This is a genomic window from Paraburkholderia sp. SIMBA_054 (assembly GCF_046534875.1).
GTDB classification, from domain to species: domain Bacteria; phylum Pseudomonadota; class Gammaproteobacteria; order Burkholderiales; family Burkholderiaceae; genus Paraburkholderia; species Paraburkholderia hospita.
Genome location: NZ_JAWRXV010000001.1, coordinates 270,445 through 295,880 on the forward strand (window position 1 = coordinate 270,445; position 25,436 = coordinate 295,880).

Consider the following 25,436-nt stretch of genomic DNA (forward strand, 5'->3'; position numbering starts at 1 on the left):
ACATCTTCGGATGTCGGGGCGGCGCCTTACTAACCCTCACTGCCAGAACAAGACGAAAGCACGTTGTGGTCAGCCACGCTGACCAGAGCCGCGTTTTTGCACCTCCTTTTTAACGCTCCCCGCGAGCATGGATCAGGAGAACCCTATGAATGCGCAGATTGGTTTCGATTTTGGGGAAACTCGCTTCGACGCGATCGAGTCCCCGGAAGGTACGTGGAAGTTCGAAGGCAATTTTTTCGAGCATCCTTCGCTCGTTGTCTGGCTGGACGGCGCCCGCAAACTATTGTTGCGAGCGCCGGAGGCACTCCATGCCCTCTTCCTTTCCGGCTTCGACGCAGCGTCCACCTCCGCGCAGAAAGCGGCAGATGCGGATGCGAACGGAAAATACTGCTTTGACTCGCTTGATCGCTTTGACGTCGAAGCGGACGTTGCGACCGTCGAGACATTCGCTGCCCTCTGCCGGACAGGTGTTCGATGTGGCCAGACGACTGACGTAGTCTGGAAAATCAGAGAGAACTTCGCCCAGGCGACGTTTGCAGTGCACGTCGATGGAATCGGCTCCCTCTTTGCCGAGCGGTGGGTCGGCCGCGATGAATGGCGAATGCGATACCAGCCTGGTTCGCGAGACAAGTTTTTCCGCGAAAGCTATCTGGATGGCATGAACAGCGTCGAACTCCCGTATGCGATCTGGGGGCCCGCATATGCCGCCGACAAGATCGCGTGCTCCGGCAAGGGCGTCGCCAGCGTCTCGCCGTTTGTCGTTGACGGAAGGCAGTACATTCTCTCGGATTCGATGAGTGGACTTAAAGGGCAAGCCGGATTGATATTCGGGACGGCCTGGCGCCTCGGACTTCCTGAACAGTGGAACAGCGAGACGTACAGCTACCATTCGCAGGGTGTCGCGGCTGATTGCGGCAGGCTGCAGCGTGGTGACCGACGCGGTTTAGTCGTCGCAGTCCGCGGAACGAAGTATGTCCTCGAGGCTGCCATGATTGTGTTCGACCCGCAGGGCCGCGACGTCAGACTCGATCGCAATGACCAGTCGGAGACATCTGATTCTGACGATGACCACGAGATCGCCGAGTACGAAGAATTCAGCCCCGAAGAAGAGTTTGCGTGACAGGGTGGCAGTCTACGGCGAGCCAATTATCTGAAAATATGCAGTAAAAGCCCGCGCCCCCTCATGGAGTGCGGGCTTCTCTCCCCGAGGCAGCGCTGGCTGCACAGTTTCTTCTCCCCCCCTCTACCCCTTCTGCTTTTCATCCCGTCTCACCGCTCCGCGATTCCGCCCAATCGATTCTCTATCCCGCTGGCACCCAAATCACGAGAGTTTTGGCGCTCTTTTCCACCCGAATGACTCGCATCGCCCATGTAGCCTCGATTGAGGCTCAACCGAGCATACACAGCCGGGCTTCCGGCACGATACATCCCTTCTTCCGCGATCCTTTAAATGATTGACACTCAGTCGAAGGCACGAAAAAGCCGAATCGCAGGGGCTACTGTCGCCAGCGCTCTGTACTATCCGCCTGAACATCGACTCGAACGCAAGGTGCAGGAGATCGACGTATTCTTCGCGATGCCCCGGCCGACGTACCATAAGAGTGGTCGCCGGCACACGCCCCCTTTCCCGTCCGCGGCAAGAGGCGCGCAAACGGAGACATTGCCTGGATCGGTGGCATTCCCGCCGATTCCTCCAGCAGCCCCGACATCGGTACGCCCTGCCGAGTCCGCACTTCCGACCGCCGCCGCTCCCAGAAAGACTATCAGTCTGCGTAGCAAAAGCGGCGACGGCGGCGCAGAATTGGCTGGTTGGCGAGCACCGGGCGCTTCTTCCACGTCGACTGTCTCAACGGGCGACCCGGATCATGATGACAGCGAACCCGACGATCTCAACGGACGATTTCGGCCCTCCCAGGCATTCTATGATCGTGTGCCCGGTGCCCCGGTTGAGCAGTACATTTCTTACGCAGACGAAATCGACAGCTTCTTCCGGTGGTACACATCGTTGCCCCAAGACTTCGTCGAATCGATGGATCCCGAATCGCGCCGCCGCCTCGGGAACCTGTTCGGCGCTCAGTATGCGCGCACCAAGTCCAATCCGCTCAAGATGAAAGGCGCTGATATCTCTCTTCGAATCGTTGCGGCACAGGGCAAATCCGTTCAACGCGTCAAGATCTATTCCCGGCAAATGCGACGTTGGTTCACCCGGAATTTCTACTACACGCAAGTGGCGATTGCCAAGCGCCGTGCGCAAAAGGATGGAAACAGGATTAGCCAGGATTATCTGACAGAAGCTCGCGCTCGCGTGCGCGAGCTGCGCGACAAACTTGACTGCGATGTGAAGTCCGGGCTGGAGAACCGCGCGTACTTCGAGGCCGAGGTCGCCGTTACGGGCGATCTGCCATCTCAAGTGATTGAGGTAGTTCTTGAGTTCGACGCCTTTCTCGCGCTGGCGAAACCGGTCGACCGACGGGAAACTGACTATTGGACCAGTTATATCTTCGAGGTGTTGAACTGGTTGAAAGCCGCGCCCGAAACCAAAGCATGGCCGAGATATGCCCCACTCACGTCCTCTCCTTTTATACCGAACACGGGCAAGCGCGTGCCGCAACTCGCCGAAGAAGATGCGTGAAACACGCAGCTGTTTGCTGGCGCTACCGCTTTTTTATTGGCCGCACGCCGCAACGATGTGCAGCGGCGGCCCGGCCCGCTAGCGTGCCGACTGCAAATGCGCCTCGATAGCCTGAACGGGGCCCGCACCCGACATGCGGGAGCCGTCGGCAAAAACCATCGTCGGCGTAGCCCGCACGCTGAACTTCTCCGCGAGTGCCGCGATCGCGGCAACCGGCGTGCCACATGACCCGTCGTCATCGGGCAACTTTCCTTCGTGCATCCACTGATCCCACGCCTTCGCGCGATCCGGCGCGCACCAGATCAGACCTGCCTTTCGTGGGGCGTCGTGATGCAGTTGCGCGACCGGCAGCAGCAACGTGTAGATCGTGACGTTGTCGACCTTGGGAAGCACAAGATTTTCAAGGTCGTGGCAGTACGGGCAATCCGGATCGCTGAAAACAACCATCTTGCGCGAACCGTCTCCTTTGACGGTCTTGATCGCATCCTGCAGCGGTAACGCCGCCCAGTCGATACTGGGCAGGCTGGCCTGCAGCTCCGCCTGCGTCAGGTTGGCATGCGTGTCCAGGTCGAAAACCTGGCCCTGGATGAGCCGCGTGCCTGATTCGTCGACGTACACAATCCCCTCGGGCACTGCGACGGTGTAGAGGCCCTTGATCGGCCCCGGCTCGATCTTGCGCACTTCAACTCCCTGCTGGCGAAGCTTCGTCTGTAGCTCGTCGACGGTCATCGAAAAAGCAGTGCTCGTCACACACAGGCCGAGCAGCGCTGCAATAAGTCGGTTCATAAGGGTCGCATCCTTCTCTGTTGAGGCCAGCGCCCCTCGCGGAAGACTGGCCGGTTTGGACCACGCATATGCTGAATTCCCCCAACGTGGATGAATCAATCGTAGTCGCCGGCCTGGGAAGACCCGCGGCGAAAGCCCAGTGTCGATGCGTTCTTTTCTGGACAGTGCAACGCGCTTTGCCGCGCGCGATTTGCGTTGGCGACTTCATGGGTCACGATGAAGTCCTTCATCTCGTTATTCATAACCACCCAGGAGTAAATCAAATGACCATGCAACACGCAAACCAGAATCATCTCGCCGCACAACTCTCTGCCTGCGGCCGCGACGTCATGATGGGCGTACTCGCCAGCGAACGCGCGCGCGCCGTCACGGACATCCCGGTGAGCCGCGTACGCGAGCTCGTGGCCAGCCGCGCGGCGGTGGTGTTGCCTTATCGGAAGTCGAACCGTTCGTACCATCTGCTCTTCGACAAAACCGCACAGGAATTCCTTGTCTCTGTTGTTGCGATCGACCGCGCAGACGTGGGCAGTTTTGCCCGCATGGTCACCGTGCTCACGCGTGAGCAGTTCGAAATTGATGCCGGCCCCATCAGCGCGCGCTTCCTGCGCACCGCGGCAGGCCGCGCGCTCGACCCCGTCGCGTTCCGTCAGTGGGAAGATCGGGAATTCGGCGCGAACAAAGTCCGCCCGACTTACCGCGTCATCGTGTACTTCGCGAAGGAGGACGGCAGCCGGGCTAACGTGGTGTTCCGCAACCCGCCGCTGTGCTCAGCTTTCGTTGACGAGCACTCGCTGAGCGCTGCTGCGGGGCACCCAGGTTTCTGGGAATGGTTCGCGCGACGCGTCAAAGCGGCCGCCCTCCCGATTGACGCAGTGCTGTCCATCCAGATAGCCGACACGGACAAGAAGCGCCTCGACGTCAATGCACCGACGCGCACGTGCCCCTGCTGCGCCGGCCGGTCGACCCATTGAGTGCAACGCCGTCCGTTTGCGATTTGACGACGATCGCCATCGCGCCCCACCACAAGGATTCAAAGATGTTTCGAGCGACAGACTGGGTAGACAGATGTGCCGAGCGGTTCGTTGCGCTCAACAGTTGTAGCCTGCCAGATGCGAGAGATCTGGCGAGATCGTGTTTTCACACTCGCATCTCCCCTGACGATCGGCCGGAAGACGCTGCGGAATTCGACTTCGCCCGCTGGATTCCCGGACGTTGGCCGGTCATTAGCAACGCTGGAGTATCAAACGATGAGCAACTGGATATTTGAGAGCGATCGGAAGCCCACGCGAGCCGACGGCCCCATGGCCAACGCAACGAAGGTGCAGGTGGAAGTCCTGACGCCATCGGATACCGTCGAGCGTCGCAACTTCTATGTTGCATCCGAGCCTGGTGGATTCGACGACTTCGACCTGCTCCCGGTCAAGGCCTGGCGCCCTCTCCCCGAAAGCGCGGCCACCGAACCGTATCGCCCCCGTATCCGACGTCTTTGACGAGCCCCAAAAAAAAAGCGCCCCGGTTCCTCTGTGAGAGGAAACCGGGGCGCTTCTGATTGCAGGGCCTATCGGACGCGTTAATGCCACAGCCCGTCGAACTCATGCGAAGGCATCGTCTGCCCTTCGTTCGTGAGCGAGCCTGCGGATATCGTCTCGGCCTTCATCTCTTCCGCGTGCTGGCGCCCGGCAAGCCATTCGACCGCCAGGCGGGTACCTTTAAATACTTCGGGCACGTCGTCATCGACGCGAGCCCCCATCCCGAGCACATACGCCTCGATTGCCCAATCGTTCTGGCCATCGACGTCGACGCGGCAGAACGCCTCTTCCGCGTGATTTCCGAGCATGGAAGCGAGTGCGAAACCGCAGTGGATACTGAGCGCGGTGTTTTCACCGACGGTCAGACCGGTCTCGAATGCAGCAAAGTTCTCGATTGCAACGTTCATCTCTATTCTCCCTTCATGCTCGATGTGAGCGACTAAAAAGGAGCGAGTTGATGGACTCGGGTATGCCTGGCCATACCGAAGCGCACCAGTGACATGTCATGCCGAGCGAACGGCCGACGTGAGTATAGGGTATCCCGTCAATTCGTTGTATGCCATCGGGGTCATTGATATCCACGGAGGTACGTCGGCACGAAATTCGTTTTGTTCAGAGGAGCGAATCGGAGGAATATCGTGGCGATCACCCCGTTTATCCTCCGATTACCGGGGGATCGCAGGTGGCAGAATCCTGTCTTGACGTGACTCTCACACGTTGAGGTGTTTGAATCCACAACCCTCGGACGACGAACACCGCAGTTTTAAGCCGGCCTTCATGGTCGGCTTCTTTTTTCGAACTTCGAATATCGACAGATGAGAGTGAAGACCTGCTGTACTAGCCAGGTCTTCAGCAGATCACAGATTGATACCCGGACGTGTCTATGCGGCTTCCGGAATCGCCTCCATTTCTTCGATCATCTGCGGGAAGGTGATAAGCCCTTCCTGGCATCGCTGCCGGATCGCCGAGCGCTTCATTCCTACCGCCCACCGGGGGGTCGACGCGGTGCGGTCCAATGCGCCCGGGTCTGGCGTACGGTAGCCGTCGCGCATCATGCTCTCCACGGCCTCCTTGATGGATGCGTAACACCCGTGCCCAACGAAGCCACCTTCGTCGAAGTATTGGACCCGCCACTTTTCAGCGCTGGACATTTCGCTAACAACGAACGCCCACGACGCGCGGCTTCCCATGCGACATTCGATGCCGACTGGCAACCCATTATGCGCTGACATCAGCCGCTGGTAGGCGATCTGCATCGGCGCCGCAATCCGACGAAGATGCGCAGCAAAATCCGCCTTGCAACGACGATGTGCGGTACGTGCACGTTCCCAGCTCGAAGTGCGATAACGCTGTGCGTTCTGATTCATGAGTCTCTCCTTTTTGCCCGATCGGGGCGATGAAAAGGAGATGAGCGACAGGGCCGCTCTGGTGAGACGTAATCTCAGCAGAAAGGCTGATCGGGAAGACTTGAACCGCCTCGGCCTGGCTGGCTTCGCGGCTATTGAAGGGTGATGCCGTTCGAACGGCTGGTGCAGATTTTAATCCGCGGCCCCACTGATAGGCAAGGCCGGGCAAGCTGACCTGCCTGCGTTAAGTCGCAGCTCCGTCACGTCCCCGGAATGTTGAACCATCAGCCATAGCTTTCCAAGGTTGATTTGTCGCACACACGAGTACTCTCACATCGTGACCTGCAGAGCGCCATAGGTCACCGCCCCTCTAGCCAGTACTTCCGGGGGATCGCGACGCAGGGCGTGCGACGCCCTGGCTGTCGCCACCATGGCGCCCGACCTTCGGGAAGCATGCTGTGAACAACGCATTCATTACAGGCCCCGCCGCAAGCGGAAAGAGCGAACTGGCACGAACCTTCGCCAGCGAACGGCCCACTATCCTGACCTTCGATCACACGGCTGTTGAGATATCGATAGACGACGTCACCCGGTCGAACCCCGAGGCGCTTGTGATCATTCTTGACGAGTGCTCGCCCTGCGTGCTGCAGGACAGTCTGCCCGTCCTTGTTGAGCTTGTTGGTCAAGGTGCACGCGCCATCGTTATCGCGAAGACCTTCGCTGGGATTCCTGTCAGCCTCATCATGCCGTTCATGCGCGGCGGCGGATTACGCGATATCGCGATGACAACACTGACGACCGAAGAACATTTCGATCGTCACCGCCAGTTGCAAAGCGCCGCGCCTCCGCGCTCACTCGCGCGGAACGAACTCTACGCCGCATAGTGAACACCGGTCGACCGGAACGAACCGTCGCCGCACCTCAAGATCTGTGACGCCCTTTTCTCTTGATACGCGCAGCCTGGAGGTATCGCTCGCCTGTGCGTATCCCAAATAACTTCCGACGTCGACAGCGTTAAACCATAACGCTTCCGCTGCGACTCCATCACCCGACTTGCATCGCGAACATCCGGCCTGAAACTGTAAGAACAAGGCCGCGATGCATTCACCCTGCTTTCCCGCATCGCCGCCCTCCAACGCGCCATAGGCGCACAGAGCAACCGCTCCTGATTCAGAGCACAAACTCCGAGAGGCATGTTCATGCAACGCGATCAATTCATTCTCGACTTCAATCCATTGGTTGTAGATCTGTTTGCAGGAGGTGGCGGCATGTCCGAAGCCATCGAACTCGCGCTGAACCGGCACGCCGATCTGGCCTTAAACCACAGTGCCGACGCGATCAGCATGCACGAAGCCAATCATCCGCAGAGCCGCCATCTGATCGCTGACGTGCGCGAAGTGTGCCCTTATCACGCGACAAACGGCCGTGATGTCGCCTACCTCCACATGAGTCCCGATTGCCGCGACCACTCGCAGGCCAAGGGCGGCCAACCCAGGGACAGAAAGATCCGCGCCCTGTCGTGGGTCGGTGTTCACTGGGCAGGCACTGTGCGTCCGCAGGTCATCTCGATCGAGTGTGTGAAGCAGCTGCTGGCGTGGTCGCCCATGATCGCCAAGCGCGACAAGGCTACCGGCCGCGTCGTGAAGCTCGATGGTAGCGTCGCGGCCAAGGGGGAACACGTGCCCCTCGAGAAGCAGTTCCTGGTCCCCGACCCGAAGCGCAAGGGCAAGACCTGGGACCGCTTTGTGGCAATCCTGCGGGGCATGGGATACGTCGTCGACTGGAAGGTAAGCCGGGCATGCGACTTTGGCGCACCGACGACTCGCGAGCGTCTGATGGTCATCGCACGATGCGACGGCAAGCCGATCGTCTGGCCGGCGCCGACGCATTCGAAAGATGGAGCCGATGGTACCCAACGCTATCGGACGGCCGCGGACTGCATCGACTTCACTCTCCCCTCGAAGAGCATTTTCAACCGCAAGAAGGATCTCGCCGGGCCGACGCTGCGTCGCATCGCCGTCGGCATCGACCGCGAAGTACTTCGACACGCTAATCCCTTCGTCGTGCCGGTGAGCGGCAAAATGGACCGCGAGAGTGCGCCCCTGACGCCGCACGCGGTCGACGCTGACCAGTCTCGTGACACCGCAATCGGCTCCCCTGTCCTCGTTCAGGTCGGCTATGGGGAGCGCGATGGTCAGGCGCCTCGCGCGTTGAACATCCGCCAGCCACTGGGTACCGTCGTCGCCGGCGGCGCGAAGCACGCTGTAGCGACGGCATACCTAGCTCAAATGAACGGTGGCTTTAACGATCTCCGGGGGGTACCGGGTCACGATCTGCGCCGACCGATTTCGTCAATCACTCGGAAAGGGTCTCAGCAGCAGCTGATTACTGCCAGCCTCGCCCATCTGCGCGGCAACTGCGATGCCCGCAGCGTACGCGATCCACTCCAGACGATAAGCGCAGCCGGCCAGCACCACGCAGTTGTGCAATGCGTGCTTTCGCCAGAACTCGAGGCCGGCGCGCGGCGTGTTGCCACTTTTTTGAAGGAGCATGGCATTGACCTGCCTGCCACCCACGATACGCTCGCGGGCATGAACGACGGGGAAGTCGCGACGGTCGTGATCGACGGTATCACATACGTGATCGTTGATATTCTCCTTAGGATGCTAAGTAGTGCCGAGCTATTTTCCTGCCAGGGATTTCCGCAGAACTATATTCTCGAACGCGGTCACGACGGTCGAGAGTTCAGCCAGTCCAAGCAGATCCACATGTGCGGCAACAGCGTCTCTCCGCCGTGGGCGGCAGCATTTCTGCGCGCCAATCTGCCTCACCTCACTCTGCCTGGCAAGGGGCCGAAGGGTACGCGCCGCCCCAACCAGCCAACGGGTCGCGCGACGTCGGTCCAGCAAGGGCTACTTGATCGCGTTGCAGCCTGACCTGCCCGAGCACTTGCCCCGACTCCCGGCGCGCTGCCGGGAGTGGGCCAGCGTCCTGTTCAATACCCCGCTCGTTCAGCGGCTCCCGCCCACGCTCAAGCTTTCCTTGCGTTTACACCGAAGGTTGCCCAGCGTGGCAGCCGCCCCCGCCAAAGCAGGAATGCGTACAGCACGCATATCGCGTCTACAACCAGCACAGTGGTCGGCGCATGAATGACCCACGCGTCGAGAGTGGCGGAGATCAATGTTGTCCCCAACACTATCCCGCCGGTGAGACCCCGGCGGGTCAGGAGCACGATGCACACGACGAAGAGCAGCGCTTCAACGCCGTAAGCGCCTGCCACGAGTGGGCTGTTAAAAAGTCCAGCAGTTGCCAATTTTTAGCCCCCTTGCGCACACGGCCGCGAATGTCTCCAGTCTCACAGTGGGACAAATTAAAAAACTATCCCATTGATTTAAACGGACTTTTTTGCGGGCAGTTCGCACCAAATCTCGTATTCGTGGCGTGAACTGCAGCGAACACCCGACCCAGATGTGCGGATGAAGAGTCCGTTTCCGAACGGCGCGCGATCGTACGAATGGTTGCGCTGTCCAGCATGCGGCGAGACTTTCTTAGCTTCGTCGGCCGTTCCGCAGTCTCGGCACCTCCCGCGCTCGCCCGCGACAGGCTCGGCAGGCCCGATCCTGTGACATCAAGCAGTGTGCAGCCAGGCACGATGCGACGAGCGCGCCGGGATCGTGACACCGTGTCAGCGAGTGCTGTGTCAGCGAGTATGAAAACGGTCACCACGAGCATTTAGTCGACTTCTCGACCGGGGAAATCCGCAAAGCTCATGCGGCTCTTGCCCGCCCGGCGGGACGCCTGTTAGCGGCCCATTCGCGGGGATAGGCCCGCTCGGGGTGGGGATTCGCAAGCGCGAGGATTTCGCGCAACTGGACGAAGAAAGCGTCGTTTGAGCGGATCCAGCCTTCCACCCACCACAGCCTGTCGATGACTTCCGGGCACTCTTTCTCAAGCAGCTCGAACAGTTCCCGATTCTCGTCGATCCGCTTGAGCAGTCCGCCCGTGTCGCCGCGGCTGAGAGCGAGCGTATTCACAGCATCGAACAGGCGCGCCTTCCGGCGCCGCTCCTGACTTCTGCGGAACGCACCAAAGATTGAGCAGGCGCCCGCCTCCGGTGTTGCGGGTGTTGCGGCAGAGCCATGGGTAGCATCGTTCATCAGAAATCCCCTTCAGGTAAAGTTGCGGTGTGGGCGCCGTGTTCACGACGGCCAGGTAATCGCAACGATTGTCCTCGCCAGGCAAGTCAGGCTGGCATCGAATGTAGCGGCGCACGCGCTCGCTCTTTAACGAAGGCGCCCGCCGTGCCGCGGCACGGCGCTATCCGCGTGCCGAGCGCTGCCGGCCGGGGGATAGGGAGCCTTCGAGGCAGATACATGGAAGCGGACGAGTTCCAGAGCCCCGTCAGCGCCATACGAACCCTCAAAGTGGCCTCCGTTGACCTCTATCACGTCGGAGAGGCCTGCCCTTTCGGGGGCGCCGCGGAGCCGCGCCGCCGCAACCGCTGCCGATACGGGCAATCCCGAGCTGAGCGTCGACGATCGAACGTCAGCGTGCCACCCCTCAAGCGCGCTCTTCGCGACATGACAACACCGTTGGGACTGAATTTCATAGTCGTCACTTACGGCCATGAAGCGCCAGTCTTCCAGTGACCCGTCTATCAGCACAAGTGTCGCGTGCGCCACCACACAGTAGCCGATACGGTTCGCGTACGAACGCGCTACAAGGCGCGCGGAGCGCAACGCCGGTAACAGGCGGCCAGTAATGCGGCGATTTAGCTGGTCTCGCGTCTGAAGCGACCAGCACTCACGCCGGTGCGCCTCTATCGCTGCCTCAACGGCTACCCTGATCCCTGACGCGCCGCCAGCACATCGGGTTGGTCGGACAAGAGTTATCGGATAGCGGTGGTAAGGTTGTTCCTGCAATGACGCACTCCCCTGATATGACGTTGGTCGCGGTTGCCGTGATGGCACGTCCAAGCATCGCATGGGTTTTCGTCAACGCAAGTCGGCAGTGCCGGGCGCTGCGTTTCGCCATTTGCCCGTGCCGCTGTACGCGGTACTCGTGAACGACGTGCTTGCGGTAGCGCGCGAGGTGCCGATACAATCACGCCACGCCGTTCGATCGGCATTCAGCACATCCGTGAGCCAGTAGGCTCGGCCTTCGGGGTTCCCGAGTACTCTCGGCTGAGACTCTCATTTCATCCGAGCGCACCCCGCTCTCTCCTTTTTTAATCGCTCTGACCGAGCATGAAAGGAGAACCCCATGAAATTCGCAATGCACTCGACCCGCACGCCGAAGCTCGCCGAGGTGATCGACTGCGGGTGTTGTAATCACTTTCACCCCCCCGGCTTCGACGGTGACTGTCGCGACGGCAATAACCGTCTGAGCGCCGACCAGCTCGACGCCCAATACGGCCCGGGCGGCTGGATCGCGAGCAACGAAGGCGGCTGACGAAAGAATCAACCGGTTTGCCTCTGCCTGCCTGGCGGACGCAAACCGGGATCATCCCTCCCCTTACACCAGATACGCGTGTTGTGATGAGCCTCGCGACTCACCAGAGCACGTCTGCTCTCCGGTTTTCAACTGCTCGCATTCGAGCAAAAGCCAGGAGAAAGCATGAATACCACCAACGAAGTGTTGCCCGTCATCACGCAACTGATGGCGATCGGCCAGGCGACGCACTCCGACTCAATCTTCCCGCGCGAGCCTGTAGGCTACGCGGCTAGCGTCGCGGTGTCAGAGATCCTCTCGAGCTGGCATGATGCGCTCAAGGACGGGAGCTCGGACAACCTGCTTGGCGATGTGGATCGGACGATCAATCTGCTCGTGTCATTCCGCAATCGCGCCGCCGACATCCTGCCGGCAGTCAACACTGTTACGGCTGGCGACCCGAAGCCAGTCCGGGCGATCGTCGCTGTCACCGGTAACACTGATCCATACGCGGCCCTTTCGGAGATTCGCGACAGCCTCGCCGGGTTGGGCTTGCCTGTCTCCCGCGACAACATCGACAGCGATTACGTCACGCGCGCCAACTACTTCGTAGAGGTAGCGCTCGGCTACCGGCAGCTATTCGACGAAATCGACTACGCGAATCCAGCGATCCTCGGCAAGCGTATCCGCTACACCGCGCATAACAACGGCGACCCGCTCTCCGTTGGCATTGTCGAAGGCGTGCTCGCGGTCGTGGAGTCGACGAGTGGCGGCAACTTCCGGTTGAGCATCCGAACGGACAGGCCCGCGGCGCAAGGTGGCGGAAACCTTACACCCCGCGTCTATAGCCACGAAGGGCTGGTCGAGTTGATCGACGATGTGCCCGCTTCGACGTTGAGCAGACCCGCGTGACCCTTTGAAATCCGTGCCGCGCCCCATGCTTTATCGGGGCGCGCGCGTCACCTGCGCGTCCGCCCTTAGTGTGCTGAGTTGAAGCCAGGCGCTTCAGCCGAGCAGACTCCCGCCTTTCCATACGCCCTATCGGGCAAGACGAGGCTAAACATGAACCAGCAAGGCAATAAGCAGAACAAGCTCGCGATCGCGGAACTTGTCGCGCGGTTTGTAGATGTGACCTTTATCGAAGAACCCATGTGGTATGTCGTCGGCGCCGGCGACAAGCGAGCCGGTCAGCGCGGCAAGGCTATCGCCAACATTGGTCTGAAGCACGGCGGTGGCTACCTGATTATCTTGCAGCTTGAAAACGGCAAGACGGATAGCTTCGCCCCGATGCAACTCTTCCCGGACATCAGCCATACGGAAAACCAGACCACAGTGGCTGCACGCCGCTCGCGTCGTCCTTGCGCTGCGCTTTGAAGCGGGCGCGCATCACCCTACAAGGAGATGCGCGCACGGCTTCGGGGATCGCCGGCTCGCGCTGGCCGCACGTCGACGCCAAAACCGATATCAATCCAATCCACCGAAGCGTTCCGATGAGACGGCTGGTCTCATCAGAGCGTTGCCCTGGCGCTCTCCTTTTTAACCACTGCCCACAAACGGCAAACACAAAGGAGAAGCATCATGACCCAAGCAATCATCGTTCTCGGTGCTGGCAACATCAGCCTGACGCGTAGCATTCTGGACTCGCTCGCGAACATGGCCACCGTCACGATCGAAGATATCGAGTCCGGCATCAAGGACGGGACGTACGAGATCGCAGAGAACCGTGACATCGGTGCGCGCCGTGAGGCGCTCAATCAGGTCCTCGCCCTCATCAAGGCGGAGAATCTGGAGATCATCGAGGTGCCGATCGGTCTCGGAAAAGTGTTGATCGATATCGGGACAGCACACGTCGAGGACGTCCTCACCGGGCTCGTGAGCCGCACCTACGATATCGCCGGGAATGCAGACATCCTGGAAAAGCTCGAAACACTCGATGTCGCCCGCACGGTGTATCTCAGCACCATCATCGAACACCAGACGCGTGCGAAGGTTGAGGAGGAAGCGCTCAGCGAGTTACGCGAGGCGCGACGCGCATTCGGCGTAATCGGCAATAGCACCGATTCGGCAACCTCCAGCAGCATGGCACTCCACTGGTTCGCGCGTCTGGGCAAACTCTTTTTGCCGCAAGCTCAACCGGTCTCGCCTGAGGGACGTGCAATGCGGTTCAACGGCCTGTTCGCCGATGCATTCGCGCCCATCGCTCAGACCGATCCGACGCTGCAGGTACGCCGTGAGGCGCTGAAGGCGGCTGTGCGCTCTGACTACAAGGATACGGGCGACAGTGAGGCGGATCTGATCCACCTGACTACGCTGATCCAGCGGGCTGCGGTGCAGATGGAAGATGGTGCAGTCCTTGGACTCGACGGCAATCGCTTCGTAATCCAGTGGGATGCGCACGCAAAGACCCACTACACCGCCGGCGAGACACTCGATGTGTTCGGTATTCACAATCTGCGTGAGCACGAACTCGAGCTGGTGCACGTCTTGCATGACACGTGGCGCGCCTCGATCGCCGCAGCAAACGAACCCGCGGCCGCATGACTGGCTGCCTTGGACCGGCGATCCTAGACCTGCCATAAACGACGTAACCCCCGACTCCGTGGGCTCATCCTGAGCCACGGAGTCGTTTTCCTACATCTGGTGAGTAGCTGCCTTTCGCCGAATACGCTCGCGCCCACCTACGCGTACCCGAAGCCCGTTGTGACAGATGTCTTCTGCTGGATATCTTTCACAACGACGCTCCTCCACTGATTTGCAACGCCGCACTCGCGGCACTAATGGAGGTACTCATGAACGGACATACGCCACCCACGCCTCATGTTTATCAGGCTCGGGAACTTTGGGAACCGGCACGCGAACCGCAGGCGAAGGTCATCCTCACGACCCTGCTCGCATTCATCGGCAAACGTGCGCTCGCTGGCGAGCCGCCCTTCGATTCGAACTTCAGGGACGGGGTAAGCCGCCTGATGGGATGGCTGGATGATCGTTATTACGTGCGCGTCGCGCTCAAGCCACACGAACATTGCGTCGACATCGAAGTCGAATCACGCGGTCTTGCCTCCCAGTCGCGCATCGCGATACCTGGCGAGATCGTGGGGATAGGCCCGGGGAGCGGGTACACGAGCGTCTACTTCAGTCTTACTCGCGGTGAGCGTCACGGGAACCTTTACTCGCTGCTTGACGCTGTATCAGCGGGGATTCGCAAAACGATGGAGCGTACTGACCAGAAACTCGCACAGCATGATTGCGTAGTGGTCTGAGCCCTGCGATTCAGAGTAGTTGCCTTAGGAGATACAAGCCCGCGCCCGTCCTTGACGGCTGCGGGCTTTTTTTTTGTAACCGGATATCGACCGCGTTGCTCAAGCGGCGCGCCTCGCTGACTGCTCGGCCGTCGCCATGCGTGGGGCGGCTCCAACGTGCGACGCTGCGATACTTGTGATCACGTGCAGATAGATGTCTCGTGCCGTGCCAGGCGAACAGCGCCGAAACAGTTGCAACGCGCCCGTGGGCGATATCGCCCAGATTCGCGATTCACCCGACTCCTGGCAGCATGGATCGGTGAGCGCGTCTGGCATCGTCAGGGCAATCTCCCACCCGCGCCACACGACAGTCATCCCCTGCACGAGGCCCCGGTAGATCGAATCAGGCGCCAGTTCGCGGATCGTCTTTCGAGCCCGGCGCTCGAACGCGTGCTCGTATGCCCACTTATGCGCGAGCAGTCGCCAGAAAGGACTACCCCGCATATCTTCACCGGACAGGCGCGCCTGTACACCGAGCCGATGCATATCGGCTCTCACGCCGGCGCTCAACTGGTTCCAGTTCTCCGCATAGCCCGTGATGGCATGCGGTTCATAGCGCAAAGACCGTGGCGCGAGCATACCGATCCGCAGCATGGCCGATCTGCATGCGAGGGCTAATAGCTCATCTCGGGCCGAATGCCCCGCGTGGGGTGCCAAAGCGTCATAGAGCAGCATCTCGCTCTCGCTCGAAACCGGCTGCGCCACCCAAACTGGTCACATCTGCGGTCTGACCGTTGATCTCCTCTGCCGCCAGCACGTTGTCGTCATTGTCTTCAATCCCGGCGTCATCGCGCAACCATGCATCGTCGACAAACTCGTGCTCCTCGAAAGGGGCTTCGAACACCTTCCAGCTCGACGCGTGCTTCATGGCGCCGGCCAGAACACGATGGCCACCTGAGCCTGGAACGAAGATCCACAGATCCTCACCTTCCTCGCCAAGCCAGGGCATCAGCCGGTCCTCGCGATACAGTTGCGCTTCCTCGACCGATCTGATCAGCGCGTCCCCTGCTTCCAGCGGAAAGCCACTGTGGAAAAGGAACCACTGCTCGGCGTCACGCGTCGCGCCTTCCATCCACAGATAGTCGTCGAGTCGCAGCCCCTCTCCAGGCGCGAATCCGCCAGCGAAAAGCCCGTGTGATGTGGGAATGCCGACTTTGGGCCAGCCCTGAGCCAGTGCGAGGTTGCCGACGGGCGCCACACTCGCGATCAGGATGCAGAGTTCGTGGCGGACGTGCTCCAGCGTTTTAGCCTTGTTTCGCTTCAAACACGTTGCGAGCGCGCCTGCTGTCACGTGCAGCCACCGCTGGACCCGAAAGCGCGGTTCACCGATGCGATAGGAGTAGCTGTACGCCTGCAGCCCTCCAGCAACTGTACCGAAAGCGCCGTGCATCGTCAGATGCACCAGTGGCCCGCTGTCGTCAAGGTAGACCCGCATCCCCAGGCGCTTGAGGTCCACCACGAGCCCGCGCTTCGCGCGAGCCAACTGCGTACTGCGGTCGCCTGCCCGGATACCACGCATCGCCCGGTGGATCGCACGACGAACACTGACATCACCGAGGTACGAGTCTACGTCGGTCGACAACCCGACATCCGCGCGCCGCCCACCGATTCGAGGGTCGATATACAGGCCGGCCGTCGCCGTCGTCGTTGGATCTGCTTTTACTCCGATCATCGTTCCTCCGCTGGGTGCTGTACCTCAAGCATGGCCCTCTATCAGAGAAAACCGCATCGGAAAGCGAAGCGGTTCACGGAATCATTCGGTTGCGTGCTCCTCACGAAACCCGTCCAGCGTCTCTACGCGCTCTCTACCGAGCATTTCCATCTCGCAATGCGCTCTCTAATTCGCGCCAGCCGTGAAATTAGTCGCGCGCCGTCCCGCTCGCGAGCCGAAATTTGAATACCGCCCAAACCGTCCTGTTTTTCAGAGAGGTTTCGAATACTTCGAGAAATATGCTTTTCGGGACGAATCGCGAGGATACGAAGCCCGCGACAAGTGCCCACGTATCGCCCCAGTGTCGCGAAGAGACTGGCGATAGTACCGAGTGACGATGACCGGGCGTGGGCGCTCTTCACATGACAGCGAAAGGACGAGCCCAGATGAACCATCCCACCCCGAATCAAGCCGTAGTTGAAGCCTCCGAAGCGGCGGATAGCGCGATCGCTCAAGCTCAGACGACAGGAAAGGCCGGAGATGGGACGCCTCAAGCGCCAGTCGTCTTCGTGAAGCCACCCTTCCTCAGCGCACCCAAAACGCCGACCCAAACGGGCAAGTGGGGCGTGCGGTTTGATTTCAACGATGGGGTGCGGGTGGTATTGCCGAAAAAGGGCAAATGGAGTGTTCGCCTGCGCGATTATGAGGCGGACATAACGCTCTTCCAGTCGTCGGTCATGGAAAGCGGGGCCGCTTCGAGCACGAAGCGGTATTTCGTTCCCTTCGAATTCGAAGTGACGAACGAGGTAACCAATGAAGTGTTCCATCACCGGATGGACCTCAAGGATCGCCCCGTCCTCGTCCAGTTCCCGGTCGGCACACTGGGCGATCTGATGGGTTGGTTCCCCTACGCTGCCAAGTTCGAGAAAGTCCACGGGTGCAGGTTGACCGTGACGATGGCGCAGAATCTGATCGAACTGTTCGGGCCCATGTACCCGTCGATCGAGTTCCGGACGCCCGAAGAAGTCAACGTCGAAGCGTTCTATGCGACGTACCGCATCGGTCTTTTCTTTGATGACTGGCAGAACCACCACCAGCCGTCCGATTTCCGTCTCGTTGGCCTGCACCGAACCGCAGGCTACATCCTCGGCGTCGATCCGACGGAGGAACCTCCCCTGCTGCACCTGCCGGACGACAGCCGTCCTATTGCGGAGCCGTACGTGGTTATCGCCACGCAAAGTACCACGCAGGCCAAGTACTGGAACCACGCGAGCGGTTGGCGGGAAATCATCAAATTCCTGAAAGCACATGGCTACCGGGTCATCTGCATCGACCGAAACGCAGAACACGGCCAGGGCGTCATGGTGAATCGCATTCCGCACGGGTGCGAGGACGAAACTGGTGACCGCCCACTGGCCGAGCGCGCGCGGTGGATGAAGCATGCGGAATTCTTTATTGGCCTTTCGAGCGGCCTGTCGTGGCTCGCGTGGGCGACCGGGGTGCCCGTCGTCATGATCAGCGGTTTCACCCACCCCACCAACGAATTCCACACGCCATATCGAATCGCGTCCTATCACACATGCAACAGTTGCTGGAATGACCCCAAGGTCATGTTCAGCAACAGCGATTTCATGTGGTGCCCGCGCAAGGCGAACACGCCCCAGCAATTCGAATGCACGCGCAGCATCACGCCCCAGCAAGTGATGAACGCCATCAAGCGCATCCCGTCATTCGCTCGCCGCGCGGCAGACAAACCCATGGCCTAGCTTCGCCTTTTATCGACGTATCCAAACGCCTCACGAGTCCCTGTGCCGGTGCCTCTCGCCGTACAGGGATTTTTCACAACACCCCCTCTCCTTTCCCCTGCCTTTTTGCCTTTTCGAGGAACATTGATGAAAGGTTTGACGTACAGACGCAAATACTGCGTCCATCGCTTTGGACTGCGCCGAACCGGCCTGTCCCGACTCGTCAGGATCCTGATGTCGAGCATCCTGCTCAAGGCGGCCCTTGGCGCCCTGCCAGCGGGCGCAGCGCTCGTTACGGTGAACTCCGGCACCACCAACGGCACGACGCTGAACGCGGGTAACAGTATGAGCGTCGCGTTGTCCGGCACAGTGACCAACACGACGATCAATAGCGGTGGCAACCTCCAGGTCGGAGACGGCGGCCATGCCGATGGGATCGTGCTGAATAGCGGCGGCACTCTCTTCACGTCCAGCCCGACTACGGTCGGTTCATCGGGAGGTAGCGCGACCAACATTGTCCAGAACGAGGGAGCGATCCTGACGGTTAATGGTCTCGAAGGGCTGAACCACCTTTCAGGCATCGTGCTTTCTGGCGAGTACTATGGAAGCGACGGCACGTCACATTCGTTCTCTGTCGGCAACCATGTCGCGAGCGGTCTCGTCATCACCGGTGGCGGCACCTTCACCATGGCCAGCAACGACAGCTCTACCGCGTATGCGACGTCGCTTGGCGGCGGTACAGGCCTCGGCGGCAACGAGTTCATTTACGGTACCAACGTTGATAGCGGTGCGACTCTCAACCGAAACGGCAAGCAGTTTATTTCCCTCGGGGGGGTGGCCGTCGGCGCGGTCGTCAATAGCCTTGGCGGGCAGTTTATAGCGGCAGGAGGGTCCGCCCTCAATACGGTCATCAACGCCGGCGGCAGTCAAACCGTCTCATCTGGCGGGTCAGCGATCAGCGCTCTCATCAATTCCGGCGGTAAGCAACAGGTCCAAAGCGGCGGAAAGGCTTACGAGTCTCAGGTGACCAGCGGTGGCTCCCAGACGTTGCTTGCTGGCGGTAGTTCGATCAACGCCACGATCTACGCGGGCGGTATTCAATTGGTGTCAGCCGGTGGCGTGGTGATCGGCAATATGTCGTCGACTGACACTGGTCCGGGTGCTGGAACGCACATCAGCAGCGGTGGCATCCAAATTGTGTCCTCGGGTGGCGCAACGACCGGCACGATCGTGGACAGCGGCGGCACGGAAATCGTGTCAGGCGGCAACGCCACCAGCTCGGTTGTCAACGGGGGCGGCGTCGAGACGGTATCGGACGGCGGCGCAACGACGGGGACGGTCGTGAACAGCGGCGGTCTGCAGACAGTGTCATCGGGCGGCACGGCGAGCGGCACGATCGTCAAATCCGGAGGAACCGAAATCGTCGGCGATGGCGGCACGACCAGCGGTACTGTCGTGAGCAGTGGCGGTGAACAGACGGTGACGTCTGGTGGTGAATCGATCGGCACCGTCGTGAGCAGCGGAGGCGACCAGACCGTCTCGAACGGCGGCACTGCGGATCAGACCACCGTAGGGGCAGGCGGTACGCAAAACGTCGGATCCGGCGGCACAGCGAACTCGACTGTCGTAAGCAGCGGCGCCACGCAAAACGTGGCCTCGGGCGGCACGGCTAACTCGACAGTCGTCAGCAGCGGAGGCACACAGAACGTGTCATCCGGTGCGATCGTAAGTGGTACCGATGTTTTGTCAGGTGGCACGCAGAACGTCGTGTCTGGCGGTGCTACGAGTGGCACGGTGGTGGGAAGCGGTGGCTCGCAGACGGTTACGTCGGGCACCACCGTCGGGACGTCCGTCGGGGCCGGCGGCTCACAGGTGGTGGGCAACAGCGGGACGGCTGATGGCACCGTCGTAGGTTCGGGCGGCAACCAGACGGTCGGCAGCGGCGGCCTCGCATCCGGCACCAACGTTCAGTCCGGTGGCGGGATCGTCGTGTCGGGCGGCGTGGCTTCGGGCACTGTGGTAAGCAGCGGCGGGCAGATGACGGTTGTGTCGTCAGGCTCCTCTGTCGACACGACGGTGTTGGGCGGCGGAAACGAAACTGTGTCGTCGGGAGGATCGGCCATCAGCTCGACGGTGTCCGCGGGTGGAACCCAGACCGTCGGGAATGGCGGGGCGGCCACGGGCACACAGTTGAGTGGTGGCACTGAAACCGTCGGCACAGGCGGAATGACCAGCGGGACGGTGATCAACGGCGGTGGCAACCAGAATGTTTCTGGTGGCACAGCGCTTGGTTCGACAGTCAGCGCAGGCGGCGTCCAGACTGTTGGAAGCGGTGGCTCTACGGTCGGCACCACGGTCAGCGCAGGCGGCGTGCAAAACGTCTCTAGCGGAGGCATTGCAGCGGGCACCATTGTCGACAACCAGGGCACGCAAGACGTGAAGTCAGGCGGCAACACCAACAATACAACGGTCAACAGTGGCGGCAGCCAGGTGGTCGAAAATGGCGGCAACGCCACGGGTGGAAGTGTGCTGAGCGGTGGCCAGCAATCCATCTCGGCTGGCGGCTCTGCTACCGGCACCACGCTTGCGGGCGGCACACAAACGGTAAGCTCGGGGGGCACAGCGACCAGCGTCACCGTCGGCAGCGGCGGCCTGCAGAATGTGACGTCCGCTGGTACGGCGTCGGGTACCGTTGTGAACAGTGGCGGCGTGCTCGGCGTTGCAGACGGCGGCACGGCGACGAGCGTGACGCAAAGTGCGGGCGCTGGCATTAGCGCGTCGACCGATTCGAATGTTTCCGGCGTCTACGTCTCGGGCGGCACGTCCACGACCTTCTCGATCGGCGGGGGCAGCGCGACGAACGTCGTGCTCGACAACGGAGGCAGCCTCACCGTCCACTCGGGCGGTACCGCGAGCAACACGACGGTCAACAACAGCGGCTCGCTGACGGTCAATGACGGGGGTACCGCAACGGGCGTGACGCAGCACGCCGGCGGTGCGGTGCATCTGACGACGAACATCGAGATCGACGGCGCGTATGTCTCCGGCGCTGTGTCCTCGCCTTTCACGATCCACAACCATCTCGCCACGAACGTCGTTCTCGAAAACGGTGGCACGCTCGCCGTGCTTGCTGCGGGCACGGCTGTCGGAACGACCGTGAACAGCGGTGGCACCGAAGACGTCTATGTGTCCGGCGTGACAAGCCACACGACCGTGAACAACGATGGGTTGCAAGTCGTTCATTCGGGCGGAGTCTCGAATGACACTGTCGTCAACAGCGGAGGCACCCAGATAGTTCAGTCTGGCGGCGTGGCGAGTAATTCGGTCGTCAACTCCGGAGGAGCGATGATCCTCCAGGATGGTGTCGTTGCGAATCAGACGACCATCAATGGACATGGCATCCAGAGCGTCAACTCGGGCGGCGTCGCTTCGAGCACTACCATCGGTTCCGCTGGGGTGCAGAACGTCTACTCGGGCGGATCGGCGCTCGATACAACACTGACCGCGGGCGGCACGCAGAACGTCGGATCAGGCGGAGTCGTCAGCAATACCGTAGTCAGCAGCGGGGGCATGCAGGCCGTATACGGCGGCGGTTCCTCGTTCAACGCGACGATCAACGCCGGCGGTATCCAGTACGTCGACGGTGCGGTCGAGGGCTATGCCTTCAATGCGGTGGTGAACTCAGGCGGCTTACAGGAAGTGGCTTTCGGCGGCGAGTCGGATTACGCAGTTGTGCATTCCGGCGGTCTTCAGACTGTCGACTCAGACGGTCGCGCGGTGTCGACGACCGTCGAGGGTTACCAGATCGTCCATTCTGGCGGCGTGGCTGCCGGTACCACGTTGCTCCCGGGTGCCGTGCAAGACATTGAAGCGGGCGGCTCCGGAACGACAACCTCGGCGACCTCGGCCACTGTCATCGTCGACGGCACGCTGGACCATCTGAGTGCGATCGCGTCACACGTTGGCGGCGTCGGTACGATCGGCTCGGACCTCGAGATTACGACGGGCAGCACGCTTCACGCAGACACCCCGGGCGCAAGCCTGCACGTGAACGGCAACCTTTCGCTCGACACGGGCTCAACGTATCAGGTCACCGTGAACCCGACTGCGGGCGGCTCGACGACCGTGAACGGCAATGTGTCCGTGGCATCCGGTTCGACGCTGCGTATTCTTGCGCAACCGGGCGCCTACTCGCCCGCGACGCACTACACGCTCGTGAAGTACTCAGGTGCGGAAAGCGGCCAGTTCTCGGCAATCGAGACCAATCTCGCCTACCTCACGCCGACGGTTTCGTACAACGTCGGCGAAATCGCGCTCTCACTGCAACTGAACACCGGCTTCCTTGGTCAGGGATTTGGCCTGCCGGGTGCTGGCAGCAACGCGAATGGTGTGGCGAGCGCGCTGAACGGCATCTTTACGAGTGGCGGCAACGCCCTCACCTCCGCGCTCATCTCCGCATCCTCGGATCAGGCCGCGAGCATTCTCAATTCGCTCAGCGGTGATGAAGCGGCCGTTGCGACACAGGTCGCGATGAACCGCACGACCCAGATGCAGGATCTCGTTGCTCAGCATACGACCCAGTCGGGGATCGAGCCCGGCAATGACCTGTGGGCGAGTGCCGCTGGCCAGCACGATTCCGTCTCGTCGGATGCAGCGACAGGCGCGAGCGGTTGGCAGGATAGCTCGGCACAGATCGCGATCGGTTTTGAGCATGCGATCGATGCGACGAAGAAGGCGGGTGTCGCCGTGGCATTTAACAACGACGACATCAGCTTCAACTCGCGCGATGCAAATAGCCATGTCAACGGCGTGCAGACGCTGCTGTATGGCGCGTGGATGCCCAAGACGACGGCCGCGTACGTCATGGGCGCGGCAGGCTTTGGCTACTGGAACACGAACCAGCATCGCAAGGTGACGGTCGGCGCGGACCAGCTCAAGGCCGACGGCTCGTTCGACACGCTGGCGGAAACGCTCTACGTTGAAACGGGACTGGATCTTCACGCAGCAGTGGGTTCGGTAAAGCCGTATGCCGGACTTCGCTATGGCCACTACAGCCAGAACAGCTTCAGCGAGAACGGTGACGCCATCGCGCTGAACGTCGGAAACGCATCCTATAACGCGTTGTCGAGCGTTCTGGGCACGCGTTTCGAGAGCACGCAAGGCAGCCTCTTTGGCAAGCCCGCGCAGTTCTCGGCGGACCTGTCGTGGGAGCACCGCCTTAATGGTGGCGACCACGCAGTAACGGCCGCGTTCAGCAGCAATCCGACGCAGACATGGCAGGCGTCTTCCACGCCAGCTGAGCGTGACGCTTTGCGCCTGTCGCTGGGCGGCTCGTGGCAGGCGTCGAAGAGCACGTCGGTATTCGGGAAGGTCGTCGGCGAAGTCGGCGACCACTCCGCAGACTACGGCGTCCAGGCTGGCGTGCAGTTCAAGTGGTAATCCAGGTGCGGCCGGTCTCCTCCGGCCTGCCTTCGCACCCCGTCGCCCGCGTCAGAGTGGGCGACGGTTTTTTTCGGTTGAAACGACGAGGCAAGGCGCCCGCGCTCGTTTGACACGATGCCGCCTATCTGATGTCCCAACGCCCGTCGTTGTAGAGATAGCGCTGCTCTACGATAGCTCGCAGCCATTCCTCAACGGTATTGCGCACGAGTCCGAGGCTGTGAATTTCCGCTTGCTCACCGAGCGCCAATATTGCGACCGGGAAATCCGGCAGCAACGGCGAGAATGAAGATTGCCCGGGTGGGAACTTGCCGCCCCACTCCCGTTTCATTCGCTCCCGCGACGTCGCCTTGACCAGTGTCCGGATATTTTCCGGCCTCGTGAGCCAGTAACACTCGACCCCGCTGCGCCTGTATCGCTCCTGACGTCGAATGTAGTCGCGCAGGTGTTGGTATGAGCGCTGCAGCTCCACCACCACCGTTCGGCTGCCCACCCGAAAGAGGGTATCGGCTTCCCATGTGTCCCGGGCGAGCCCGCCTGTTACCTCCTCGGCGCAATCAATCCCCATTGATGCGAGTTTCGCGACAACGAGCGACTTCCCTTCCCGATGCCACACTGTTTCTGGCGCGGTGGCGCACTCGTCGGCGAGATGCGCGAAGAACTGCACGCCGTTCAGGCTGGTCTTTAATATCGCGGGCGCGCGGCAACAGGGCATCAGAAAATCTCCCATGACTGAGGCCGCCTTCAATGCTTCCCAGCTCGATTGGGGCACCTGGTCCGCGTCCAGGTAAGTTCCTTCGCGGGTCAAAGCGATTGAGGGCATTGCACCTCCGGTTGCGATCGGGGGATTATGAAGACGCTCAGGAGCCGCGGCAATCCGCGCCGCCGCACTGCTTGCCTGACGGTGATTCACTGCCACAATCAGACATCAGTCGGGCACCACATGTACGGTGCGCCGCAGAACCAGACGGGATCACAACGATGAGCGAAAAGACAGTGCGAGGATTTCATCATTTTGCGTCGGCTTTCTACGCAAGCAACAGCCGCCCCGACCGCGATTGTGACGACCGCGTCGACTTTGGCCTCTATCAGCCTGGCACTGGAGTCGGCAGCGGCGAGATGGGCATGGAGTGGCGCACTGTGAGCGGTGAACCGATGTGCCCGCGCATGAGCGTGCATGGCGACGCTTTCGCCCTGCTGGAGGAGTTTCGTGACGTCATGGCGGCGCTCGCCGCAGTGGATGGCGAGCGACTGTCGCCGAAGGCGTTTTGCGACCTGCTGCTGCGCCTCGGGTTTCAGGATTTCACTGCGCGCAGCCCCGAAGACGCTGCCGAGATCGGTTGCGGTAGCTGGCGCGTGGGGCATCACGTCAAGCTGTATGCGCCCGGGCATGCGTTGCACGATGTCGCGGGCGAGATCGTCGGCCGGGGCCGGGAAGCGGGTCACGCGCTCATCCGGTTCCCGTCAGGTGAACAGCGGGAAGTGAACGGCAAGGATCTACGCCCCGCAGATGGCTTCAAGTGGCCGGACCATGAAACGTTCGTGCAGCAGAAGCGGGCAGAATGAGCGCTGTAAGGCT

The 25,436-nt window shown here is 61.0% G+C and carries 22 protein-coding genes; 14 read left to right on the forward strand and 8 right to left on the reverse strand.

What is annotated here, in order from left to right; all coding sequences use genetic code 11:
- The first annotated feature begins 145 nt into the window (after nt 1–145).
- The gene (locus SB822_RS01590) at nt 146–1,120 is read left to right on the forward strand and encodes a hypothetical protein (RefSeq protein WP_410853864.1); all 975 of its coding nucleotides are present in this window, start codon (nt 146–148) and stop codon (nt 1,118–1,120) included.
- Between the two features lie 330 nt (nt 1,121–1,450).
- Nucleotides 1,451–2,632, forward strand: coding sequence for a hypothetical protein (locus SB822_RS01595; RefSeq protein ID WP_410853865.1), 1,182 nt, complete (start codon nt 1,451–1,453; stop codon nt 2,630–2,632).
- A 78-nt stretch (nt 2,633–2,710) separates the two neighbouring features.
- Here the strand turns inward: SB822_RS01595 and SB822_RS01600 are convergent, their stop codons facing one another.
- Nucleotides 2,711–3,361: a DsbC family protein gene (locus SB822_RS01600; RefSeq protein ID WP_410853866.1), complete on the reverse strand. Its 651-nt coding sequence runs from the start codon at nt 3,359–3,361 to the stop codon at nt 2,711–2,713.
- 152 nt (nt 3,362–3,513) lie between these two features.
- Nucleotides 3,514–3,648, reverse strand: a complete 135-nt coding sequence (locus SB822_RS01605; protein ID WP_410853867.1) for a hypothetical protein — start codon at nt 3,646–3,648, stop codon at nt 3,514–3,516.
- 33 nt (nt 3,649–3,681) lie between these two features.
- Here SB822_RS01605 and SB822_RS01610 point away from each other — a divergent pair, with 33 nt between their 5' ends.
- Nucleotides 3,682–4,389 (forward strand): hypothetical protein, encoded by a 708-nt coding sequence (locus SB822_RS01610; RefSeq protein ID WP_410853868.1) that lies wholly within the window; start codon nt 3,682–3,684, stop codon nt 4,387–4,389.
- A 330-nt stretch (nt 4,390–4,719) separates the two neighbouring features.
- Entirely contained in the window at nt 4,720–4,908 is a 189-nt protein-coding gene (locus SB822_RS01615) for a hypothetical protein (RefSeq protein ID WP_410853869.1), read from the forward strand.
- Between the two features lie 80 nt (nt 4,909–4,988).
- Here SB822_RS01615 and SB822_RS01620 read toward each other — a convergent pair whose 3' ends face one another.
- Entirely contained in the window at nt 4,989–5,354 is a 366-nt protein-coding gene (locus SB822_RS01620; protein WP_410853870.1) for a hypothetical protein, read from the reverse strand.
- A 474-nt stretch (nt 5,355–5,828) separates the two neighbouring features.
- Nucleotides 5,829–6,314 (reverse strand): hypothetical protein, encoded by a 486-nt coding sequence (locus SB822_RS01625; RefSeq protein WP_410853871.1) that lies wholly within the window; start codon nt 6,312–6,314, stop codon nt 5,829–5,831.
- A gap of 437 nt (nt 6,315–6,751) precedes the next feature.
- Here SB822_RS01625 and SB822_RS01630 point away from each other — a divergent pair, with 437 nt between their 5' ends.
- Complete coding sequence (locus SB822_RS01630; protein ID WP_410853872.1) at nt 6,752–7,177, forward strand: hypothetical protein; 426 nt, start codon at nt 6,752–6,754, stop codon at nt 7,175–7,177.
- A 315-nt stretch (nt 7,178–7,492) separates the two neighbouring features.
- Nucleotides 7,493–9,229 carry a DNA cytosine methyltransferase gene (locus tag SB822_RS01635; protein WP_410853873.1) on the forward strand — a complete coding sequence of 579 codons (1,737 nt, stop codon included), beginning with the start codon at nt 7,493–7,495 and terminating at the stop codon, nt 9,227–9,229.
- Nucleotides 9,230–10,060: 831 nt separating this feature from the next.
- On the opposite strand, the gene SB822_RS01640 is transcribed toward SB822_RS01635, so the two are convergent.
- Nucleotides 10,061–10,450, reverse strand: coding sequence for a hypothetical protein (locus SB822_RS01640; protein ID WP_410853874.1), 390 nt, complete (start codon nt 10,448–10,450; stop codon nt 10,061–10,063).
- Nucleotides 10,451–11,555: 1,105 nt separating this feature from the next.
- Between SB822_RS01640 and SB822_RS01645 the strand changes: the two genes are divergently transcribed.
- The 5 genes from SB822_RS01645 to SB822_RS01665 all read left to right on the forward strand — a co-directional run bounded on the left by SB822_RS01645 (nt 11,556) and on the right by SB822_RS01665 (nt 14,983).
- Complete coding sequence (locus SB822_RS01645; RefSeq protein ID WP_410853875.1) at nt 11,556–11,744, forward strand: hypothetical protein; 189 nt, start codon at nt 11,556–11,558, stop codon at nt 11,742–11,744.
- Between the two features lie 165 nt (nt 11,745–11,909).
- Nucleotides 11,910–12,635: a hypothetical protein gene (locus SB822_RS01650; protein WP_410853876.1), complete on the forward strand. Its 726-nt coding sequence runs from the start codon at nt 11,910–11,912 to the stop codon at nt 12,633–12,635.
- A 150-nt stretch (nt 12,636–12,785) separates the two neighbouring features.
- On the forward strand, nt 12,786–13,097 hold the full coding sequence (locus SB822_RS01655) for a hypothetical protein (RefSeq protein WP_410853877.1): 312 nt from the start codon (nt 12,786–12,788) through the stop codon (nt 13,095–13,097).
- Nucleotides 13,098–13,301: 204 nt separating this feature from the next.
- Nucleotides 13,302–14,264, forward strand: coding sequence for a hypothetical protein (locus SB822_RS01660; RefSeq protein WP_410853878.1), 963 nt, complete (start codon nt 13,302–13,304; stop codon nt 14,262–14,264).
- A gap of 248 nt (nt 14,265–14,512) precedes the next feature.
- Nucleotides 14,513–14,983, forward strand: coding sequence for a hypothetical protein (locus tag SB822_RS01665; protein WP_410853879.1), 471 nt, complete (start codon nt 14,513–14,515; stop codon nt 14,981–14,983).
- Nucleotides 14,984–15,082: 99 nt separating this feature from the next.
- Here the strand turns inward: SB822_RS01665 and SB822_RS01670 are convergent, their stop codons facing one another.
- Nucleotides 15,083–15,616 carry a hypothetical protein gene (locus tag SB822_RS01670; RefSeq protein ID WP_410853880.1) on the reverse strand — a complete coding sequence of 178 codons (534 nt, stop codon included), beginning with the start codon at nt 15,614–15,616 and terminating at the stop codon, nt 15,083–15,085.
- 67 nt (nt 15,617–15,683) lie between these two features.
- Entirely contained in the window at nt 15,684–16,694 is a 1,011-nt protein-coding gene (locus SB822_RS01675; RefSeq protein WP_410853881.1) for a hypothetical protein, read from the reverse strand.
- A gap of 425 nt (nt 16,695–17,119) precedes the next feature.
- On the opposite strand from SB822_RS01675, the gene SB822_RS01680 reads away from it, so the two are divergent.
- Complete coding sequence (locus SB822_RS01680) at nt 17,120–18,439, forward strand: autotransporter strand-loop-strand O-heptosyltransferase (protein WP_410853882.1); 1,320 nt, start codon at nt 17,120–17,122, stop codon at nt 18,437–18,439.
- Between the two features lie 213 nt (nt 18,440–18,652).
- A complete protein-coding gene (locus tag SB822_RS01685; protein WP_410853883.1) occupies nt 18,653–23,857 on the forward strand; it encodes an AIDA repeat-containing protein in 5,205 nt (1,734 codons plus the stop codon).
- Nucleotides 23,858–23,981: 124 nt separating this feature from the next.
- Here the strand turns inward: SB822_RS01685 and SB822_RS01690 are convergent, their stop codons facing one another.
- On the reverse strand, nt 23,982–24,680 hold the full coding sequence (locus SB822_RS01690; protein ID WP_410853884.1) for a competence protein CoiA: 699 nt from the start codon (nt 24,678–24,680) through the stop codon (nt 23,982–23,984).
- A 158-nt stretch (nt 24,681–24,838) separates the two neighbouring features.
- On the opposite strand from SB822_RS01690, the gene SB822_RS01695 reads away from it, so the two are divergent.
- Nucleotides 24,839–25,423, forward strand: coding sequence for a hypothetical protein (locus tag SB822_RS01695; protein WP_410853885.1), 585 nt, complete (start codon nt 24,839–24,841; stop codon nt 25,421–25,423).
- The last annotated feature ends 13 nt before the right edge of the window (nt 25,424–25,436 follow it).

Bases quoted from the DNA above. Each gene is read 5' to 3' on its own strand.
- SB822_RS01590 (WP_410853864.1), top strand. From the start codon at position 146: ATGAATGCGCAGATTGGTTTCGATTTTGGGGAAACTCGCTTCGACGCG.
- SB822_RS01595 (WP_410853865.1), top strand. From the start codon at position 1,451: ATGATTGACACTCAGTCGAAGGCACGAAAAAGCCGAATCGCAGGGGCT.
- SB822_RS01600 (WP_410853866.1), bottom strand. From the start codon at position 3,361: ATGACCGTCGACGAGCTACAGACGAAGCTTCGCCAGCAGGGAGTTGAA.
- SB822_RS01605 (WP_410853867.1), bottom strand. From the start codon at position 3,648: ATGAAGGACTTCATCGTGACCCATGAAGTCGCCAACGCAAATCGCGCG.
- SB822_RS01610 (WP_410853868.1), top strand. From the start codon at position 3,682: ATGACCATGCAACACGCAAACCAGAATCATCTCGCCGCACAACTCTCT.
- SB822_RS01615 (WP_410853869.1), top strand. From the start codon at position 4,720: ATGGCCAACGCAACGAAGGTGCAGGTGGAAGTCCTGACGCCATCGGAT.
- SB822_RS01620 (WP_410853870.1), bottom strand. From the start codon at position 5,354: ATGAACGTTGCAATCGAGAACTTTGCTGCATTCGAGACCGGTCTGACC.
- SB822_RS01625 (WP_410853871.1), bottom strand. From the start codon at position 6,314: ATGAATCAGAACGCACAGCGTTATCGCACTTCGAGCTGGGAACGTGCA.
- SB822_RS01635 (WP_410853873.1), top strand. From the start codon at position 7,493: ATGCAACGCGATCAATTCATTCTCGACTTCAATCCATTGGTTGTAGAT.
- SB822_RS01640 (WP_410853874.1), bottom strand. From the start codon at position 10,450: ATGAACGATGCTACCCATGGCTCTGCCGCAACACCCGCAACACCGGAG.
- SB822_RS01645 (WP_410853875.1), top strand. From the start codon at position 11,556: ATGAAATTCGCAATGCACTCGACCCGCACGCCGAAGCTCGCCGAGGTG.
- SB822_RS01650 (WP_410853876.1), top strand. From the start codon at position 11,910: ATGAATACCACCAACGAAGTGTTGCCCGTCATCACGCAACTGATGGCG.
- SB822_RS01655 (WP_410853877.1), top strand. From the start codon at position 12,786: ATGAACCAGCAAGGCAATAAGCAGAACAAGCTCGCGATCGCGGAACTT.
- SB822_RS01660 (WP_410853878.1), top strand. From the start codon at position 13,302: ATGACCCAAGCAATCATCGTTCTCGGTGCTGGCAACATCAGCCTGACG.
- SB822_RS01665 (WP_410853879.1), top strand. From the start codon at position 14,513: ATGAACGGACATACGCCACCCACGCCTCATGTTTATCAGGCTCGGGAA.
- SB822_RS01670 (WP_410853880.1), bottom strand. From the start codon at position 15,616: ATGCTGCGGATCGGTATGCTCGCGCCACGGTCTTTGCGCTATGAACCG.
- SB822_RS01675 (WP_410853881.1), bottom strand. From the start codon at position 16,694: ATGATCGGAGTAAAAGCAGATCCAACGACGACGGCGACGGCCGGCCTG.
- SB822_RS01680 (WP_410853882.1), top strand. From the start codon at position 17,120: ATGAACCATCCCACCCCGAATCAAGCCGTAGTTGAAGCCTCCGAAGCG.
- SB822_RS01685 (WP_410853883.1), top strand. From the start codon at position 18,653: ATGTCGAGCATCCTGCTCAAGGCGGCCCTTGGCGCCCTGCCAGCGGGC.
- SB822_RS01690 (WP_410853884.1), bottom strand. From the start codon at position 24,680: ATGCCCTCAATCGCTTTGACCCGCGAAGGAACTTACCTGGACGCGGAC.
- SB822_RS01695 (WP_410853885.1), top strand. From the start codon at position 24,839: ATGAGCGAAAAGACAGTGCGAGGATTTCATCATTTTGCGTCGGCTTTC.